Here is a 20,541-nt window from a genome sequence, read left to right on the forward strand (position 1 = left end):
CTCAGGGTGTCCGCGGCAGGGTGACCGATCATAGCCTGAAGGAATACGTCGCAGCTACGGCAGCTTGCAGGGCGTGTGCCCCTTCCTTGAAACGGGCAACGACCGCATCGAAAGGGGTGGGTCTCGTGGATCGTTGCCACCGGTCAGGCCTTGCTGGCCTGTTCGCAGTACAAGGCTGCTCGTGCAGGGGCACTTCATTGCTTGAGGTCGCTATCAATTGCTGACTATCAGCTCCGGCCCCAGGTAATCATTGATCTGCTCGATATCATCATCCCCCAGGCTGCCCACCGACGAGGCCAGCCGCAGGCGCGACATCAGGTAGTTGAGCTTGGCCTCGAACAGGTCATGGCGAGCGTCATACAGCAGCTCCTCGGCATTGAGCACATCCGAGTTGGTGCTGGTGCCACCTTCCTTGAAGCCCTTGCGGGTCGAGGTCAGCGAACGCTCGTTGGAGGTCACGGCCTTTTCCAGTGCCTGAATGCGCAGGGCGCCACTCTGCACGCCACGGTACTCGCGGGTCGTGTTGGAAATCACCTCCTGGCGAGTGGCGTCCAGTTCATCCAGGGCCTTGGCGCTGTTGGCGCTGGCCTGGCGGGTCAGGGCACGGGTGCTGCCACCGCTGTACAGCGGGATGTTCAGCTCCAGCCCGATCGAGCTGTAGTGGTTGCGCTGGTTCAGCTCGGAAATCGACTGGCTGCTGCCTGCGGTGTAACCCGCCACGAAATCCAGGGTCGGGTAATGCCCGGCGCGGGCGCGCTTGACTTCTTCCTCGGCCAGCGCGTAGCTGTGCCGGCGCGCATGAATCAGCGGGCTGTCAGCCTGGGCCTTGACCAGCCACTCCTGCAGGTTGCCCGGCATCAGCGGCGGGGTGCTGAAGCCCGCCTGCAGGGTGGTCAACGCCTGCGGGGTTTCACCAATGTATTCCTCCAGCTTGCGCCGGGCGTTGACCAGGTTGTCCTGGGCGTCGATCAGGTCGGCCTCGGCCAGGTCGCGCCGGGCCACCGATTCGTCGACGTCGGTGATGGTGCCGGCGCCCAGTTCCTTGCGCCGCTTCGCCGATGCCAGCTGTTCCTCGAACGCGTTCAGCTTGGCCTTGGCCAGGGTGATGGTTTCGCTGGCCAGCAGCACGTCGAAGTAAGCGTCGGCCAGGCGCACCGCTGCGTCCTGGCTCTTGGCATCGAACACCGCCACGCTGTAGTCGGCGCGTTGCTGGCCCTGGCGGTACTCGGCCATCTTCTGCTTGTTGAACAGCGGCTGGCGCAGGCGCACGTTGGCGCCCTTGGAGTCATAGTCGAGGTCATTGTCCTGGCCATTCTGGCGCTGGCTGCCATTGACCTGATTGAAGTAGGCCGAGGCGTTGATCTGCGGCAGCAGGCCGGCCTCGCCGATGGCGCGGTTTTCGCCACCGGCTTGTTTTTCATGCACGGCGGCGCGGTAGATCGGGCCCTGGTACTGCAACAGGTCCCAGGCTTGCTTCAGGTCCATGGCACTGGCCTGTACGGCAACTCCCAGCAGGCACACCATCAGGCATGGGCGTTTCATGTCATTGCTCCTTGAACGCGGCATCCACACGCTCGAGCATTGGTTTGAGCAGGTAGCTGAGCAGGTTGCGCTCGCCGGTCTTGATGGTGACGGTGGCAGGCATGCCGGGTCGGATGTGGTTGCTGCCCAGCAGGCCCATGCCGGCCGGCGTCACTTCGACCTGGGCCAGGTAGAACGGCTGCTTGCTTTCTTCATCGAGCAGCCGGTCGGCGGAAATGGTTTTTACCCGGCCGGGAATGTTCGGTGTCTGCGCATGGTTGAAGGCCGGGAAAGCGATGTCCACGGCAAGGCCTGGGACCATCTTGTCGATCGCCTGCACCGGGATCATCGCATCGACCTGCAGCGGCTGGTCGAGCGGCACCACCTCCATGATCTTGGCCCCGGGCTGGATGATGCCGCCGACCGTGGCGATGCTCAGGCCCTGCACCATGCCGTCGATCGGCGAGCGGATCACCGTGTGGGTCACTTCATAGTCCAGTGCGCGCAAGCGATCGGCCAGGGTGGTGTTTTCCTTGGCGGTATCGGTCAGTTGCGACTCCACCTCCTTCAGGTAATCGTGCTGGCGCTGCAGGATGCGCAGCTTGATCTCGGTGGCCTGGCTGCGCGCCCGGGCAATGTTATTGAGGTTTTCGGCCTGGCCGGCGGACAGGTCGGCATTGCTGCGCTCCAGCTCCAGCAGGCGATTGCGGGGTACATAACCTTCGGCGGCCAGTACCCGGGTGCCTTGCAGTTCCTGGTTGAGGAAGCCGATCTGCGAGGCGCGGGCGCCGTACACCTGCTGCAGGCCCTTCAGTTGCACTGCCGAGGCCGTGAGGTTTTCTTCAAGGATGCTCAGTTCACCGGCAAGGCCCGCGCGGCGGGTATCGAGCAGGCGCTGTTGCAGGTCCATGGCGGCCAGCAGGCGTGGGTCATTGGCGTAGTGTTCCAGCAGGGCAGGGTCGAACGTCACGGTATCGCGGCCATCGCGCTCGGCTTCCAGGCGGTTTTCCACGGTCTTGCTGACGATGTACTGGGCGCTGAGTGCGCCTTGTTCGGCCACCGCACGCAGGGCATCGAGGCGTACCACTTCCTGGCCTTTCTTCACCACATCGCCTTCGCGCACCATGATCGCTTCAACGGTGCCCCCGCTCAGGTGCTGGACCGCCTTTCGGTTGCTGGTGACCTTGACCGTACCGGTGGCGACCACGCCGGCGTCCAGTGGCGCCAGGCAGGACCACAGCAGGAAGCCGCCGAAGCCGGCGATGACCAGCCATACGCCCCAGCGTACCGGGCGGCCCGCGTCCAGGTCGATCAGGTGGCTGGTCTCGGCAGGGATCAGTTCGGCATGTTGAGTCATCTGCATGGTTGGTTACTCCCGTACTTTGACCGAAGCCAGCGGTGCCGCAGCCGTTGCCGGAATCACCGCGGCCTTGCGCAGCGCGGCGAACACTTCGTCGCGGCTGCCAAGCATGTGCACACCACCGTCGCGCAGCATCAGTATCTGGTCGACCGCGCACAGCACATTGGGCCGGTGGGAAATCAGCACCACCGTGGCGCCGCGTGCCTTGAGCTCGGCCAGGGCATCGACCAGGGCTTTTTCACCCACGTCATCGAGGTTGGCGTTGGGCTCGTCCAGCACCACCAGGTTGGGCTCGCCATACAGGGCGCGGGCCAGGGCGATGCGTTGCTTCTGGCCGCCAGACAATGGGCTGCCATCGGCGGCCAGGCGGGTGTCGTAACCCTGCGGGAAGCGCAGGATCATGTCGTGTACACCGCTGCTGCGGGCAGCACGGATCACCGCGTCGCTGTCCACCTCGGCAAAGCGGGCGATGTTTTCGGCGATGGTGCCTTCGAACAGCTCCACGTCCTGCGGCAGGTAGCCCAGCCACGGGCCCAGTTCGGCCTTGTTCCAGGTGAAGATATCGGCGCCGTCCAGGCGCACCTTGCCGGCCTGGGCCGGCCACACACCTACCAGCAGGCGGGCGAGGGTGGACTTGCCCGAGGCCGAAGGGCCGATGACACCCAGGCTGTCACCCGGGGCCAGGCTGAAGCTCACCCCGCGTACGATGCTGGTGCTGCCGCCAGGGGCGCCGGCGATCACGTTCTCCACGGCCAGCATGCCCATCGGCCGCTGCAGCGACATGCTCGGTGGCCGTTGCGGGTAGTCCTGCAGCAGGTCATTGAGCCTGCCCCAGGCCAGGCGGCAGCCCAGCAGTTGCTTCCACGCGGCGATCACCTGTTCCACCGGGCCCAGGGCTCGGCCGGTCAGGATCGAGCAGGCGATCATCATGCCGGGGGTGATCGTGCCCTCGATCGCCAGCAGCGCGCCGGTGCCGAGGATCAGCGACTGCAGGGTGATGCGCACGAAGCGCCCGGTGCTGCTGATCAGCGCCGCGCGGTCGGAGGCCAGGGTCTGCATCTGCAGGATACGCAAGTGGCCCTGGTACCAGCGCTTGCCGATTGACGGCAGCATGCCCATGGCTTCGATCACTTCTGCGTTGCGCAGGTTGTTGTTGGCGTAGCTGGCTGACGACATGGCTGCCTGGTTGGCTTCGGCCAAGGGCTTTTGCGTAGCCTTTTCAGTGAGGTAGGCCAGGCCGACGAGGATCAGCGAGCCAATCGTGGTGACCAGCCCGAGCCAGGGGTGGATCAGGTAGCAAACCAGCAGGTAGATCGGTGTCCAGGGGGCATCGAAGAACGCGAACAGGCCGTTGCCGGTGAGAAACTGCCGTACCTGCGCCAAGTCCTGCAGGGCCTGGGCCGGGTTACCGCCGGCACGGCTCAGGTTGCGTTCGAAGGCAGCGCTGAAGAGGCGCCGGTTCAGGCTCATGTCCAGGCCGTTGCCCACCCTTATCAACACCCGGGTGCGGACCATCTCCAGGGCCGACATCAGCAGGAACAGCCCGACCACCAGCAAGGTGAGCATGCCCAAGGTCGTGACATTGCGGCTGACCAGGGCGCGGTCGTACACCTGCAACATATAAATGGCTGGCGTCAACATCATGACGTTTATCACACCGCTGAAGGCGGCCAGGGCGTAGAAGCTGCGGCGCAAGCGAAACAGCACGTCGGCCAGCTCGGAGCGGGTGCGTGGTGGCTTAACCATCGGGGGGCCTCCCTTCATCACAAAGCGGGAAGCCCTTGCGGCGCCCCGTAAAACGGTAGTTGTGGCTTCTTGGTCGGCTCGCAGGCGGGTCGCTCTGATGGCGATATTGGCCAAAACGCTGCGTTGCTCCCACATGCAGCAGCGTAGGTTGCAACGAAACATTCGGTAATATCATTTTGCTCTATAAATACTTTGAACTTTTCATAAGTCACAGAAAAACAGTGAGTTGCATCGAATTATCATTGGTCGAGATTTTTTTGACGAAATATTGACAAGCTTTTGGCCTACGACTTTAGTCTGAAGTATTCGGGCCCTGTGCGAGCTGGGATCGATGCACGTGCGTTACACCTGTTGCGCACGTTTTACAGGGCCCCTCCTGCAACGCGGGGCCAGCTTGCCAAGAAGAGGCCAGAGGTTTCAGCACACGAGTGCTGGGCTACTGAGCCCGGTACACCCAACCAGATTCTGCGCACGTCAACACTGACTGGGCGCGGGAAGGACCCTGTTGCCCTGTGTCATCTCCGGACAGATCGAGGGCAACTGCAATGGCCAATTTCAGCAAGTCGGACCTTGAATTCATCCTCAAACAGATCTTCATCGCTGAGGCACACGCCGATGGCGCCAGCCTGATCGACCTGTTGCCCAACAGCCAGGTACCCTTTGGCCTGCGCACGGTGGATGGCAGCTACAACAACCTGGTCACCGGGCAGAGCGAGTTCGGCGCAGCCGACAACTCGTTCCTGCGCCTGCTCGAAGCGTCTTACCGCGCCAACTATGTCGGCACCGGCAATGTCGTCGATTCGCAACCGCGCACCATCAGCAACCTGATCGTCGACCAGACAGCCAACAACCCGGCCGCCGTCGAGGCCAACGGCGGTGCCGCGCCGGTGATGAGCCCTGGTATCGATGGCGTGTTCGGCACCGCTGACGACAAGCCTGTGTTCCTCATCCCCAACGTGTCGCCAGACGCCGGGCTGACCGCCGGCTTCAACGCCTGGATGACCTTCTTCGGTCAGTTCTTCGACCACGGCCTGGACCTGGTCAGCAAGAGCAGCACCGACATCGTGTTCATCCCGCTGCGCCCGGACGACCCCCTGTTCGTGGCCGGCAGCCCGACCAACTTCATGGTGCTGTCCCGCGCCGTGCGCACCGCCGGCGCCGATGGCGTGGTGGGTACCGCCGACGATAGCCAGCCCAACACCACCTCGCCCTTCGTCGACCAGAGCCAGACCTACAGCTCGCACCCGTCGCACCAGGTGTTTCTGCGCGAATACACGGTCAACGCCGCAGGTGAGCCGGTGGCAACCGGGCGCCTGATCACCAACCGTGATCTGGGCGCCGATGGCAAGTTCGGCACCGCCGACGATGGCAACGGCGAAAGCGGTGGCATGGCCACCTGGGCAGTGGTCAAGGCCCAGGCCCGCGACCTGCTGGGTATCGACCTGACCGATGCTGACGTGCATAGCGTGCCGCTGCTGGCCACCGATGCCTACGGCAACTTCCTGCGCGGACCCAACGGCATGCCGCAGGTGGTCATGCGCGTGAACAACGGCGCCGATGGCATTGCTGGCACCGCCGATGACGTCACCCAGCTGGTCGAGGGCGACCGCAATGCACCGATCAGCCTGGCCAATGCCGTGAGCACCGGGCATGGCTTCCTTGACGACATCGCCCACAATGCCGCACCGGTGTTAGTCGGGGGGGCGCTGCAGGCTGACGCCGACACCCTGGTGGGCAACGCGCAGCCGGTCGGGCAGGGTGGCAACAACCTGACCTACGACAATGAATTGCTCGACGCGCACTACATCGCCGGTGACGGCCGGGTGAACGAGAACATCGGCCTGACTGCCGTGCACCATGTGTTCCACTCCGAGCACAACCGCCTGGTGCAGCAGACCAAGGACACCCTGCTGGCCGCGGGCGACCTGGCGTTCCTCAATGAGTGGCTGATCGACGACGTAACCGCTATCCCCACCACGCCTGCCGACATCGCCGCGCTGGTGTGGGATGGCGAGCGGCTGTTCCAGGCCGCCAAGTTCGGCACCGAGATGCAGTACCAGCACCTGGTGTTCGAAGAGTTCGCCCGCACCATCCAGCCGCAGATCGACGAGTTCCTCGCCCCCAACGGCTACGACACCTCGATCAACCCGGCCATCCTCGCCGAGTTCGCCCATGTGGTGTACCGCTTCGGCCACTCGATGCTGACCGAAACCGTCGACCGCTACGACCCGGCGTTCAACCCGGTTTCTGCCGACCCGGCCAACCCCGACCAGCAGTTGGGCCTGATTGCCGCGTTCCTCAACCCGCTGGCATTCGCCGGTAGCGGGGCCACGGCCGATGAAGCGGCGGGCGCAATCATCCGCGGCGTTACCCGCCAGGTGGGCAACGAGATTGACGAGTTCGTCACCGAAGCCCTGCGCAACAACCTGCTCGGCCTGCCACTTGACCTGCCTGCGCTGAACATCGCCCGCGGTCGTGATACCGGCATCCCCAGCCTGAACGAGGCCCGCCGCGAGTTCTATGCCGCCACCGGCGACAGCCAGCTCAAGCCCTACATCAGCTGGGTCGACTTTGCCGATCACCTCAAGCACCCGGCGTCGCTGATCAACTTCATTGCCGCCTACGGCACCCACAGCAGCATTACCGGGGCCACCACCGAGGCCGCCAAGCGCGCCGCCGCCGTGGCACTGGTACTTGGCGGAGACGGCGCACCCCTCGACCGCCTCGACTTCCTCAACGGCACCGGTGCCTATGCCAACGTGACGCTGGCCGGCGCGGACGGCATCGCCGGCACGGCCGACGACATTGCCGGGGTGACCGTGACCGGGGTCGACGCCATCGACTTCTGGGTCGGCGGCCTGGCCGAGAAGAAAATGCCGTTCGGCGGCATGCTCGGCTCCAGCTTCAACTTTGTCTTCGAAACCCAGCTGGAAGCGCTGCAGAACGGTGACCGCTTCTACTACCTGTCGCGCACGGCGGGCATGAATTTTGGTACGGAGCTGGAAAACAACTCCTTCGCCAAGCTGATCATGGCCAACTCTGACGTCACCCACCTGTCCAACACCGTGTTCCTCACGCCCACGTTCACCCTGGAAGTGAACCAGGCCAACCAGTTCACCGGGCTGGGTGCCGACGGCAAGGCCGACCCCACTGGCGGCATCGAGATCAACGGGGTTGAAATCGTTCCGTTGGTGATCCGCGATAACCCCGATACTGTCGGGCCAGACGGCAACTTCCTGCATTACACCGGTGAAGACCATGTGGTGCTGGGTGGCACCGCTGGCAACGACATCATCATCTCCAGCGAAGGCGACGACACCCTCTATGGCGATGCCGGTGATGACGTGCTCGAAGGCGGCGCCGGCAACGACGCGGTGCTGGGTGGCGCGGGCGACGACATCATCACCGATTCGTTCGGCGACAACCGCCTGGAAGGCAACGCCGGCAACGACGTGATCGTCGCTGGCAGCATGGGGGTCGCCGGTAACCTGATCCTGGGCGGCGATGGCCAGGACTTCATCATCACCACCGAGGACATCAGCACCACCTTCGGTGGCCTGGGCGACGACTTCATCCTCGGCGCCAAGACCAACCTGCCACCTACCGGTAACGAAGGTGACGACTGGATCGAGAAGGGCACCCAGGACGGCGCACCTGGTGACAACTTCGCACCCTTGCTGGGTGACGAAGTCATTGGCAACGACATCTTCGTCGGGGGCGGCGGCTTTGACGAAATGATCGGTGAGGGCGGCGACGATATCTTCGTCGGCAGCGATGCCCAAGACAAAATGGACGGCATGTCCGGTTTCGACTGGGTCACCAACAAGAATGACCGCGTGGGTGTCACCGTGGACCTCAGCCTGGCCGCCTTGGCTCAGCCCCATGGCAACGCGCCTAACCAGAACGCTGGCGTGTTCAACCCGGTGGGCGCTTCGCCGGCATCGATTCTGGACAGGTTCGCCGAGGTCGAAGGGGTGTCCGGTTCGGCCTACGCCGATGTGCTCAAGGGCGACGACGTCGATGCCGTGACCATTCTCAACCATGGCGGCGCCACCGGCAGTGCGCTGACCAACGTGGCGCTGATACGTGGGCTGCAGCAGTTCCTGGCAGATGCCGGCCTGCCCACCACCGGCTTTGCCACCGGCAACATCATGCTCGGCGGCAATGGCAGTGACCTGATCGAAGGCCGGGGTGGCGATGACCTGATCGATGGCGACAAGTGGCTCAACGTGCGCATCGCCGTTTACGCCCCTGGCGACGTCGACCACACCGGCCCGGAAATCGCCAGCTTCGACAGCATGGCCGACATGATTCCGTTCATGCTTGACCGCACCTACAACCCCGGTCAACTCAAGGCCGTGCGCGAAATCCTGCCCGGGACCTCGACCGGCGGGGCCGCCTTCGACACGGCAATATTCTCTGGGCTACAGAGCGAGTACGTGGTGACCCAGAACACCAAGGGCACCGCCGATGTTGCCGACGACGTCTGGACCGTGACCGATACTGTGGCCGGCCGCGATGGCGTCGATACCCTGTTGCACATCGAACGCCTGCAGTTTGCCGATAGCCAGCGCGTACTGGTGGAGGGGGTGAACGCACAACCCACCGGCAGCCCGACCCTGCTCGACGGCAACGGCGGTGAGATTACCGTGGGTGACATGCTGACGGTGAGCGTGGCCGCCGTGCGCGACGCCGACAATATCAGTGCGGGCAACCCGACGGGCTCGCTCGCCGACCGTTCGGTGTCCTACTACTGGCAGTTCGAGGCCGACCCGGGCAGCGGTGTGTTCCAGGACATCATCCTGCTACCGGCCGGCGACCTGGCCTTCCAGAGCGCCGATGGCACTTCGTTCAAGGTGTCGCCAGACCTGGCCGGGCTGAGCCTGCGGGTCAAGGCGATCTATCAGGATGCCCATGGCACCACCGAAGTGCTGTACTCGCAGCCTACCACCGTGGTGCAACCTGGCGCGCCCGTGGTGCCGACAGCGGCCACCCCGGTGGTGGATGCCAGTGACGGCGGTGCCGGCCTGCACATGGTGCGCTCCGACCTGAACTTCATCCTCGCGCAAATCAAGATTGCCGAGGCCGATGCCGCCGGGCAGGACATCCTCTCGCTGATCCCCAACGTCCGCGCAGCCATGGGCCTGCGTGCGGTGGATGGCTCGAACAACAACCTGATGAACCTGAACGGCAACAACAACACCCAATACGGTGCCGCCGACAACGTCTTCCCGCGCGTGACCGACCCGGTATTCAACCCGGCCGAAGGTGCGCCAGCCGGTTTCTTCGGCCCAGGTTCCCCCGCGATCCCGGGCTCGTCGTACCAGCAGACCAGCGGGCCGGTGTTCGATTCACAGCCACGTACCATCAGCAACCTGATTGTCGACCAGACCTCCAACAACCCGGCAGCCTATGCCACCGCGTATGACCCGGGTGCCGATGGCGTGCTCAACTTCGGCGCCGCAGGCAACGACGACGTGCTCAAGGATGGCGTGCGCATCGTCGCCAGCCCGGGCATGGACGGCCAGTTCGGCACCACCGACGACCATGACGTGTACCTGTTCGAGAACACCGCTGCCGATGCCGGGCTGTCTGCGCCGTTCAACGCCTGGATGACCTTCTTCGGGCAGTTTTTCGACCATGGCCTGGACCTGGTTACCAAGGGCGGCTCCGGTACCATCTACATCCCGCTGCAACCGGATGACCCGCTGTACGTGGAGGGTGGCTTCACCAACTTCATGGTGGTAACCCGTGCCACCAACCTGCCTGGGCCGGACGGTATCCTTGGCAACGCCGACGACATCCGCGAACACACCAACACCACCACGCCGTTCGTCGACCAGAACCAGACCTACAGCTCGCATCCCTCGCACCAGGTGTTCCTGCGCGCCTATGTCATGACTGACGACGGCCCGGTCGCCACGGGCCGGTTGATCACCAATCGCGACCTGGGCGCTGATGGGCGGTTCGGCACGGCTGACGACACCGAGATCGGCGGCATGGCCACCTGGAAGGTGGTCAAGGCCCAGGCCCGCGACCTGCTCGGCATCAACCTGACCGATGCCGACGTCGACAACGTGCCGCTGCTGGCCACCGACGCCTACGGCAACTTCATCAAAGGGCCCAACGGCTACCCGATGGTGGTGATGAAAGGCCTGGACGGTATTGCCGGCACTGCTGATGACCAGGAGGTCGAAGGCAACCCGCTGGCGCCGCTCGACCTGACCAACGCCGTGCGTACCGGGCACCAGTTCCTTGCCGACATCGCCCACAATGCCGTGCCGGTGTTCAGTGGCGGCGTGCTGGCGCCGGATGCCGACAACGTGGCCGGCAATGCCGTGCCGGTCAACCCGCAGACCGGTGCCAACCTGGCCTACGACAACGAACTGCTGGACGCGCACTACATCGCCGGTGACGGCCGGGTCAACGAGAACATCGGCCTGACCGCCGTGCATGCGATCTTCCACTCCGAGCATAACCGGCTGGTGGCGCAGACCATGGACACCGTGCTCGACTCGGGTGACCTGGCCTTCCTCAACGAATGGCTGCTCAACCCCGTCAGCGCCTTGCCAGTCACCCCGGCCGAGATCGATGCCCTGGTGTGGAATGGCGAGCGGCTGTTCCAGGCGGCCAAGTTCGGCACCGAAATGCAGTACCAGCACCTGGTGTTCGAGGAGTTCGCCCGCACCGTGCAACCTCGGGTCGACCTGTTCTTTGCCCCGACCCAGGTGTACGACGTCGACCTCGATGCCTCGATCGTGGCCGAGTTCGCCCACACCGTGTACCGCTTTGGCCACTCGATGCTGACCGAGACTGTCGACCGCTTCGACATCGACTTCAACGTCATCCAGGACCCGGCCAGCGCCAACCCCGACCAGCAACTGGGGCTGATCGCGGCCTTCCTCAACCCGCTGGCTTATGCCGCCAGTGGCGTAACCCCCGAGGACGCCACCAGCGCCATCGTGCGCGGGGTCACTCGCCAGGCCGGTAACGAAATCGACGAGTTCGTCACCGAGGCGCTGCGCAACAACCTGCTCGGCCTGCCGCTGGACCTGCCAGCGATCAACATCGCCCGTGGCCGCGACGTCGGTATCCCTTCGCTGAACGCTGTGCGCCGGGAAATCTACGGGCAAACCGGCGATACCCAGCTCAAGCCGTACACCAGCTGGGTCGACCTGGTGCAACACCTGAAGCACCCAGAGTCGCTGATCAACTTCATCGCGGCCTACGGCACCCACAGCACCATCACCGCTGCCACCACCCTGCTGGAAAAACGCGCCGCGGCCATGGCCCTGGTGTTCGGCGGCGATGGCGCACCCGCCGACCGCATGGACTTCCTCAACAGCAGCGGCGCCTGGGCCAACGTGACCCTGCCCGGCAAGGACGGTGTACTGGGTACTGCCGATGACCTCAAGGCAGTCACCGTGACCGGTGTCGATGCCATCGACCTGTGGATCGGCGGCCTGGCGGAAGCAAAAGCGCCATTTGGCGGCATGCTCGGCAGCACCTTCAACTTCGTATTCGAGAACCAGATGGAGAAACTGCAGGACGGCGACCGCTTCTACTATTTGGAGCGCACCGCGGGCCTGTCGATGAATGCCGAGCTGGAAAGTAACTCGTTCGCCAAGCTGATCATGGCCAACAGCTCAGCCACCCACCTGCCAGGCCTGGTGTTCTCCGACCCTGGCTTCTACCTGGAACTGGACCAGACCAAGCAGTACAACGAGGGCCTTGGCAGCGCCGACCCGCTGGGCGAAAACGGCGAGCAGGTGGTGTTCCGCGACAGCCCGCTGACGGCTGGCCCGGACACCCACTACATCCGCTATGCCGGTGCCGAGCACATCGTGCTGGGCGGCACCAACGGGGACGATATTCTGGTCTCCAGCGAAGGCGACGACACGGTCTGGGGTGATGCCGGCAACGACCGCATCGAGGGGGGTGACGGTAACGACCAGCTGCGCGGTGGGGCCGGCGACGACATCATCAGCGACATGGGCGGTGACGACAACATCCAGGGCGGCGACGGCAACGATGTGTTGCACGGCGGTAATGGCGTCAACCTGATCATCGGCGGTTTCGGCAATGACTTCATCGTCACCGGTGAGGACGCCTCCGAAGCCATTGGCGGTCAGGGCAATGACTTCATCCTCGGCAGCAAGGCCAACGAGCAGGACATGGGCAACGAAGGTGACGACTGGATCGAGAAGGGCACCTCGGACGGCGCGCCTGGCGACAACTTCGACCCGCTCGGCAACGACCCCGTCATCGGCAATGACGTATACATCGGCGGCAACGAGAACGACAAGTTCAACGGTGAAGGCGGCGACGACATCATGGTCGGCAGCCTGGGGTTCGGCGACCGTTACATTGGTGGCTCGGGCTATGACTGGGCAACCTTCAAGGACTTGGCCCAGGGCGTGTCCATCGACATGAGCGACCGCTTCTTCGATGTGCCACTGGTACCGGGTTCGGGCGCTTCGACGCTGGTGCGCTTCGACATCATGGAAGGCCTGTCGGGCTCGGCGCATGGCGACTTCCTGCGCGGCGACAGCGAAGACGCCACCTCGCTGCCTACTGCAGGTGCTAACGGCAGCGTGCTGACCAACATCAGCCTGATCGACGGCCTGGCCGGCCTGCTGGCGGCCGGGGCGACCTTCTATGACGGCGGTAACATCATCCTCGGCGGCAGCGGTAGCGACCTGCTCGAGGGTCGGGGTGGCGACGATATCCTCGACGGCGACAAGTGGCTGAACGTGCGCATCAGCGTACGCGCCAACCCTGATGGCACAGGCCCGGAAATCGCCAGCTTCAACAGCATGGAGCCGATGGTGCCGTTCATGCTCAATGGCACCTACAAGCCGGGCCAGCTGGTGATCGTGCGGGAGATCCTCAGCGGCACCGACCACTACGACACGGCGGTGTACTCTGGGGTGTCCACCGACTACAGCGTGGTGGTCGATGGCAACTCGGTGATCGTCACCGACCTGGTGGCCGGTCGCGATGGCGTCGACCACCTGACCGGCATCGAGCGCCTGCAGTTCTCTGACAGTTCGCAGGCCTCTGGCGTCGGTACGGCAGTCAACGCCGGCCCCACCGGCCACCTGGCGATTCTCGATGCTAGCACCGGCCTGCGCGACGATACGCCAGTCAGTGGCCAGCTGTTGAGGGTAAGCAACCTCGCCGTGCATGACGCGGACAATGTCAGCGCAACCAATGCGACCGGTGCGGTGAACGGCCCCGTGGCCTACTACTGGCAAGTCGAGGCGCTGCCGGGTTCCGGGGTTTATGAAGACATCACGGTTGTGGCCGCTGGTGAAGCGACACGGGTCACCGGTACGACCTACCGCGTCACGGACGACGTCGCCGGCCTGAACATCCGCGTGCGTGCGGTGTACCAGGATGCCAAGGGCACGCTGGAAATCGTCGATTCGACGCCGAACAGCGCGCCGAGCGCCGGGCCGTCCGTGACCGGGCTGCTGGTGCAGAATCAGACGCTCACCGCCAACCCGGCCACCATCGTCGATGCCGACGGCCTGAGCAACCCTCAGTTCACCTTCCAGTGGCAGTCCAACCGGGGTGTCGGTTGGGTCAACATCGCCGGCGCCATCAGCAGCACGTTCGTCCTGACCCAGGCGCAAGTGGGGCAGAACATGCGGGTGGTGGTCAGCTACGTGGATGACTTTGGCGTGCAGGAAAGCGTCGCCTCCGACATTCTCGACCCGGTGGCCAACGTCAACGATGCGTCGACCGGTGCGTTGCTGATCAGCGACACCACGCCCGACCAAGGCCAGACGCTGACCGCGCTCACCGGCGCAATTGCCGACATCGACGGCCTGGGGGCCTTCAGCTTCCAGTGGCAGCAAGGCACCGGCGGCACCTTCACCGATATTGCCGGGGCCACGGCGGCCACCTTCACCCCCGGCTTCACCCAGGGTAACCAGCAGCTACGGGTGATCGTGCGCTACACCGACGGCTTCGGCACCCTGGAGTCGCTGACCTCGGCGGCGACCGCTGCAGTCACCGTGCCACCGGGTGTTGTACTGGTTGGTACCAATGGAGCCAACACCCTGACCGGTGGCGCAGGCAATGACGTGATCTCGGGCTTGGGCGGCAACGACACGCTCAACGGCCTGGGCGGCAGCGACCAGCTGTTCGGTGGCATTGGCAACGACATCCTCAATGGCGGTGACGACCCTGACTTCCTCAATGGCGAGGATGGCAACGACACCCTCAACGGCGGGCTTGGCGCAGATGCCATGAACGGTGGTGCCGGCAACGATACCTTCCTGGTCGACAACGCCGGGGATACCGTCACCGAGGCACTCAACGGTGGCACGGACCAGGTGCAGACCAGCCTGGCCAGCTACACCCTGGGCGCCAACGTCGAGAACCTGGCCTATACCGGCAGCAACGCCTTTACCGGTACCGGTAACGCGCTGGCCAACACCCTCACGGGGGGGGCCGGCAACGACCTGCTCAACGGCGGTGCGGGTGCCGACCGCTTGGTGGGTGGCGTGGGCAACGACACCTATGTGGTGGATGACGCCGGGGATGTAGTGGTCGAGGCGACGGGGGCCGGTACGGACCTTGTACGTACCACGCTGGCCAGCCACACCATGGCCGCCAACGTCGAGAACCTGGCCTATACCGGGGTGGGCAACTTCACCGGCACGGGTAACGGGCTGGCCAACATCATCGACGGTGGGGCAGGTAATGACACGCTCAGCGGCGACGGCGGTAACGATGTGCTCAACGGCAATGCCGGCAACGACATCCTCAACGGCGACGTCGGGAACGACCAGCTGTTCGGCGGCCTGGGTGACGACCAACTGCGCGGTGGGGGAGGTGACGACAGCCTCGATGCCGGTGGCGGCAACGACACGTTGCTGGGGCAGGCCGGTAACGACAACCTGAACGGGGGCGCTGGCGATGACAGCCTGGATGGCGGCAACGGCAATGACACCCTGCAGGGCGGCGATGGTAACGACACATTGTTCGGCGACGTGGGTAACGACACCCTGATCGGGGGGACGGGCAACGACTTCCTCAACGGTGCGGCAGGTAACGATACGGTGGTGGGTGGGGCCGGTAACGACACCCTGATCGCCACCGATGGCAACGATGTGTTCCAGTTCGCTGCAGGCTTTGGCAACGACCTGATCATCAATTTCGATGCCATTGCGGCGGGTGGCCAGGACCGGCTGGATATCACCGCCCTCAACATCACCGCAGCCACCTTTGGCGCCAGTGTGACCATCGCCGATGTTGGTGCGGACACCTTGGTAAGTATCGGTGCTGCCGACGCCATACGTTTGGTGGGGGTGGCAGATGCAACCACGGTGACCGCCGCAGACTTCATCCTGGCCGGTTGAGGGGCGCTGGGGTTAGCGGTTACGGGTACAACAGGGGGGCTGCGCAGCAGCCCCTTTTTCCGCGCAAAGAGTCGCCGAATGGTTCTCCGGGCCTGCCCAGCGACCACGGCAGTTGCTTCGCGTTATACTTCGCGCCTTTTGCCCGTGCCGGAATCCGCCCATGCGCCAGGTTTTGCTCATCGTCGATGTTCAGTCCACCTTCAGCCCACCCGAGTGGCTGGTCGATGGTTTGCGGCGGTTGTCAGCGAACATTCCCACCATAGCCTCGGTCGAGTTGCACGATGAACAGGTCACGCCGTTCGAGCGCCAGCTGGGTTGGCACCCGGCGGCCGAGGACGAAAGCCTGGTCGAGGCCGACCAGGTGTTCGTCAAGCATGGCTATGGGCAAAGTGCTGAAGCTATCGACTACATCCGGCAACTGGGTGTCGAGCGGGTGCTGGTGTGTGGGTTGCAGACCGAAACCTGCGTGCTGGCCGCCGGCTTTGCCCTGTTCGATGCAGGGCTGATGCCCACGCTGGTGACAGACATGACAGTAGGGTCATCGCTGGACCGCTCGGGCAAGCTGGGGATCGACCTGTGGAAGCACCACTTCCGCCAGGTCACCACCTCGGTCGAGGTACTGGCTGAACTGGCCGGGCGCGCGTAGTGCATGCGCTGGCGGGTCATCTTCGTTCAGGCGGAGGTGACGCGTTCAGCTGGATCGGCTCCACGCGCCTGGTGTTGCTTGCGCCTGCAGGTAAACAGCAGGCGCAACAGGATGTTCCAGCAATAGCTCACCAGTACCCCTCCAGCGAGTGCCAGGGCCACCTCGAACAGCGGGTGCCTGAAAACATGCTCCGCCACCGACTCGAACTGGAAATGCGTCAGGTAGATATACAAGGTTGACGATGCGATCACCGCACCTGCCCGTGCAACCAGGGCGGGTACTGGCACCGAGCGGAACCAGACAAGCGCCAGTATCGCTGGCAGGGCGATGTCGACATAGCGTGTGAGCGCTTGCCAGCCAACACCGGCAACCGCCATCAGGTCCTGCTCGCCAACCACCAGCACGGCCACCGCACTGGCCACCCATTTGCGTGAGGTCGTGTCGGCATGGTGCACGGCCATGCCCAGCACCATCACCGCCAGGAAGTGCTGGGGTACCCGGTTGAGCAGGGCACTGGCGTCGAACACGAACTGGTTGAGGAGCACATCCAACGCCACCAGTGCACAGGCAGCGATGATCAGCCAGCGAAACGGGTCGGCAACCAGCACCTGGCGCACGCGCTTGATCGACAGCACCAGGCCAATGATCACGATCATCTGCACCAACACTTCGATGTACCAATAGTTGAACAGGCTGACCTCGCTGGCGGGGAACCAGTTGGAAACCAGCAGCAGCGATTGCCAATGCAGCCGGTCGAATACCAGCTGGATCAATGCGGTGTACAACAGTGTTGGCACCACGATGGCTGCCAGTGACCTTAGCAGCGTGCGTGCATCGCCACGCGCTTCGATGGCCTTGAGCTGAAAGCGCGCCAGGGCGATGCCGGAAACCAGGAACAGCACCGAGGTTTCGCCGAGTATCGGCCAGTGGTCGAAATCACCCAGGTGGCCGACCACAATCAGGATGATGGCGAGCATGCGGATGAACACCGGCATTTCCATTACCCGCCACACGCCTTTGGGCGGCGCACTCAGCTCGGCCAGCTGGCACACCGGCAGGGTTTCCCAACGTTCAGGCAGGTGACCGATAAGCGCCTCCAGCACACGCGACGCCTGCACGAACGACAACGAGTCACCGCCCAGTTCGACAAAGCTCAACCTGGCGTCCAGGCGCGGTACCTGGAGGATGCGGGCCCAGGCTGTACTCAGCTTTTCGGCCAAGGGTGACAACGGTGGGCTGATACTGTCGTCAAATGCCGCAGGCAGCGCGCGTTTGTCGACTTTGCCGTTGGGGGTGAGCGGCAGGGCATCAAGGAACACGAACAGCGCTGGAACCATATAGTCAGGCAGCTGGCCGCTGAGGGCCTGGCGCAGTTCGTCAACACGGATGGCCTGCTGCGCGACGCAATAGGCCACCAGCCGGGTCGATGCACCCTCGTGGTTGGCCAGGACAACGCATTGCCCTATGTGCGGGTGACGGCAGATGGCGTTCTCGATTTCTGCCAGCTCGATGCGATGCCCCCGGATTTTCACCTGGCTGTCAGCACGCCCCAGAAAACTGGCGCTGCCATCGGCCAGATAGGTGCCCAGGTCACCCGTGCGGTAACAGCGGTCGGCCGCGTCAGCGGTGAACGGGTTGGCGATGAATTTGGCTTCGGTCAGCCCCGGGTCGCCCCAGTATCCCCGCGACAGGTAGGGGCTGCGGATCAGGATTTCGCCTGTCTCGCCCTCGCTGACCAGCTGGTTGGCCGGGTTGACCACCAGCAACTGTGCATCGGCAATGCCTTTGCCCAAGGGCACCCGGGCAGTGTCCATTTCCGGGTCGAGGGTGTGGAAAGCCATGGCCTGTGGGGTTTCGGTGGTGCCGTAGAAGTTCACATTGACGGCATTCGGTGCGATGGCGCGGACCTGCTGATACTGCGTCGGGCTGAGTGCATCGCCCCCCCAGAACAGGTAGCGCAGGTGGTCGAGAACCTGGCCGTTCAGGTGTGCGCCGGTTTCGATCAGCTTGCCCAACGGCGGGGTAAGGTGGATCACGCTCACACCGTACTGGTGAAGCCAGCTGGCCAGCCGTGAGGGGTCGGTCAGGGTCGACTGCGCCGGGCAGGCAATGGTCGCGCCAACCGACAGTGGCGTGAACACGTCGCGGTATACCGGGTCGTGGCCCAGGCCAGAAAGCAGCGAGAAGGTGTCGGCCTGAGTGAAACCGTGTTGGCGCACATGCCAGTCGATGAAGTGCACCAGAGGTGCGTGGTGGGTAACGATGCCCTTGGGTTCACCAGTGCTGCCCGAGGTGAAGGTGATGTAGGCCGGCTGCTCAGGGCTGACGGCGGGCAGCGCGACAGGTTGGCGAGGGAAGGCCTGCAGCGCTTCAGCGGGGGCTTCAGGCACCGTGACGACCATGGGCTGGCCGGCGTCGACGCTTGCCTCGGCACAGCGCAGTATCACCGCAGGCTTCAGGGTGTTGATGATTTGTTTGATACGCGCGGCAGGGTAAGCGGCGTCAGCCACGGTGAAGGCCAGGCCGGCACGCACGCAGCCGAGCATGGCGTAAACCAGGGCGGCGCTGCGACGGGTGACGATGACCACACGATCGGTGCCGCTGGCGGCGTTCTTAACCAGAAACGCGGCAATGCCCGCGCTGATCTGCTCCAGTTGGGAGTAGCTGCAGGTTGTGTGCTGGCCAATGATGGCAATGGCCGCCGGGCAGCGGCTGGCCTGCTGGATGAAAGCGTGGTGAATGGGCTGTTCGGCTCGGTATTCCAGGCACAGCGTCGGGTTCGGGCGCAGGTCTGGCATGATGATCGAGTGCTCCGCAGGAACGTTGGGCTGGCTGGTAGCACAACGCTAGTGCAGGCTGGCTGATGGCGCCAACATTTGAAGGCTGCCTTGCGATAGCCGGGCAGGTCCAGGACCGCAAGCGTGCCCCCATAAAACCCTGCTAACCCTACGGGTTAGCAGTTGTTCCATGGGAGCCGCCTTGCGCTGCGACATGGATTGTCACAGGCCTGGTTTTCAGGCCACATCCACAAGCACGATCTCGCTGTCCTCAATGGCGGTCACCCGCAGCACCGCTTCCTGCTCGATCGCCACGCCATCGCGCGCCTTGGCCCGCAACCCGTTGATTTCCACCAGCCCCTTGGCCGGCACCAGATAACCCCGGCGTGCGGCATCGAAGCGGTACTCGGCGGTTTCACCCGCCCGCAGGGTGGCAGCCACCAGGCGGGCATCGGTACGGATCTGCAGGCTGTCCTCGTCACCCGCGCGGCCGCTGGCCAAGGTCACGAAGCCCTCACCGCGCTCGCCTTTGGGGAACGGCCGGCTACCCCACTGCGGTGCTTCACCGGTGCGCTCCGGCACGATCCAGATCTGGAAAATTCGTGTATCGATGTCTTCCAGGTTGTACTCGCTGTGCACAATGCCGGTACCGGCGCTCATGACCTGAACATCACCGGCTTCGGTACGGCCCTTGTTGCCCAGGCTGTCCTGGTGGCTGATCGCGCCTTCACGCACATACGTGATGATTTCCATGTCGCGGTGCGGGTGCGGTGGGAAGCCGCTGCCGGCCGCGATCAGGTCGTCGTTCCAAACCCGCAGGTTACCCCAGTGCATGCGTGCCGGGTCGTAGTACTCGGCAAACGAGAAATGGTGGTGGGCATCGAGCCAGCCATGGTTGGCGTGGCCGAGGCTTTCGAAGGGTCGCAGTTGCAGCATGGTCGTGCTCCTTGAATCAGTGGAATGACGCCATGATGCGCTAAAGAAACATCGAAAATAAGCGTAAATATCGGCTTAAAACAATCTGTTTTATAGATGCTTTTTTTATGTGGCGTTTTATTCGCTTCATCGCCTAATCCACTGATCTGCAAGCATTCGCTGGCGATTTTTCGTCGATGCGGC

The 20,541-nt window shown here is 63.9% G+C and carries 7 protein-coding genes; 2 read left to right on the forward strand and 5 right to left on the reverse strand.

Annotation, left to right across the window (positions count from 1 at the left end):
• Window positions 1–213: 213 nt before the first annotated feature.
• From ACF8Q6_RS25470 to ACF8Q6_RS25480, 3 genes are read right to left on the reverse strand one after another with little or no spacing between them, the layout of a single operon-like run.
• Window positions 214–1,542: a TolC family outer membrane protein gene (locus tag ACF8Q6_RS25470; protein ID WP_392490659.1), complete on the reverse strand. Its 1,329-nt coding sequence runs from the start codon at window positions 1,540–1,542 to the stop codon at window positions 214–216.
• 1 nt (window position 1,543) lies between these two features.
• A complete protein-coding gene (locus ACF8Q6_RS25475; protein ID WP_012052828.1) occupies window positions 1,544–2,884 on the reverse strand; it encodes an HlyD family type I secretion periplasmic adaptor subunit in 1,341 nt (446 codons plus the stop codon).
• A gap of 6 nt (window positions 2,885–2,890) precedes the next feature.
• Entirely contained in the window at window positions 2,891–4,627 is a 1,737-nt protein-coding gene (locus ACF8Q6_RS25480) for a type I secretion system permease/ATPase (protein WP_392490661.1), read from the reverse strand.
• Window positions 4,628–5,172: 545 nt separating this feature from the next.
• Here ACF8Q6_RS25480 and ACF8Q6_RS25485 point away from each other — a divergent pair.
• Together ACF8Q6_RS25485 and ACF8Q6_RS25490 are read left to right on the forward strand one after the other, a co-directional pair.
• The gene (locus ACF8Q6_RS25485; RefSeq protein WP_392490662.1) at window positions 5,173–15,999 is read left to right on the forward strand and encodes a peroxidase family protein; all 10,827 of its coding nucleotides are present in this window, start codon (window positions 5,173–5,175) and stop codon (window positions 15,997–15,999) included.
• Window positions 16,000–16,159: 160 nt separating this feature from the next.
• Entirely contained in the window at window positions 16,160–16,645 is a 486-nt protein-coding gene (locus ACF8Q6_RS25490; RefSeq protein ID WP_392490663.1) for an isochorismatase family protein, read from the forward strand.
• Between the two features lie 26 nt (window positions 16,646–16,671).
• On the opposite strand, the gene ACF8Q6_RS25495 is transcribed toward ACF8Q6_RS25490, so the two are convergent.
• Both ACF8Q6_RS25495 and ACF8Q6_RS25500 read right to left on the reverse strand, forming a co-directional pair.
• Window positions 16,672–19,443, reverse strand: coding sequence for an amino acid adenylation domain-containing protein (locus ACF8Q6_RS25495; RefSeq protein ID WP_392490664.1), 2,772 nt, complete (start codon window positions 19,441–19,443; stop codon window positions 16,672–16,674).
• 216 nt (window positions 19,444–19,659) lie between these two features.
• On the reverse strand, window positions 19,660–20,358 hold the full coding sequence (locus ACF8Q6_RS25500) for a pirin family protein (protein ID WP_014753512.1): 699 nt from the start codon (window positions 20,356–20,358) through the stop codon (window positions 19,660–19,662).
• Window positions 20,359–20,541: the final 183 nt, after the last annotated feature.

Source organism: Pseudomonas sp. GLN_2 (assembly GCF_043106005.1).
GTDB classification, from domain to species: Bacteria; Pseudomonadota; Gammaproteobacteria; order Pseudomonadales; family Pseudomonadaceae; genus Aquipseudomonas; species Aquipseudomonas alloputida.

Coding starts and splice junctions, on each gene's coding strand:
- ACF8Q6_RS25470 (WP_392490659.1), bottom strand. CDS start 1,542: ATGAAACGCCCATGCCTGATGGTGTGCCTGCTGGGAGTTGCCGTACAG.
- ACF8Q6_RS25475 (WP_012052828.1), bottom strand. CDS start 2,884: ATGCAGATGACTCAACATGCCGAACTGATCCCTGCCGAGACCAGCCAC.
- ACF8Q6_RS25480 (WP_392490661.1), bottom strand. CDS start 4,627: ATGGTTAAGCCACCACGCACCCGCTCCGAGCTGGCCGACGTGCTGTTT.
- ACF8Q6_RS25485 (WP_392490662.1), top strand. CDS start 5,173: ATGGCCAATTTCAGCAAGTCGGACCTTGAATTCATCCTCAAACAGATC.
- ACF8Q6_RS25490 (WP_392490663.1), top strand. CDS start 16,160: ATGCGCCAGGTTTTGCTCATCGTCGATGTTCAGTCCACCTTCAGCCCA.
- ACF8Q6_RS25495 (WP_392490664.1), bottom strand. CDS start 19,443: ATGCCAGACCTGCGCCCGAACCCGACGCTGTGCCTGGAATACCGAGCC.
- ACF8Q6_RS25500 (WP_014753512.1), bottom strand. CDS start 20,358: ATGCTGCAACTGCGACCCTTCGAAAGCCTCGGCCACGCCAACCATGGC.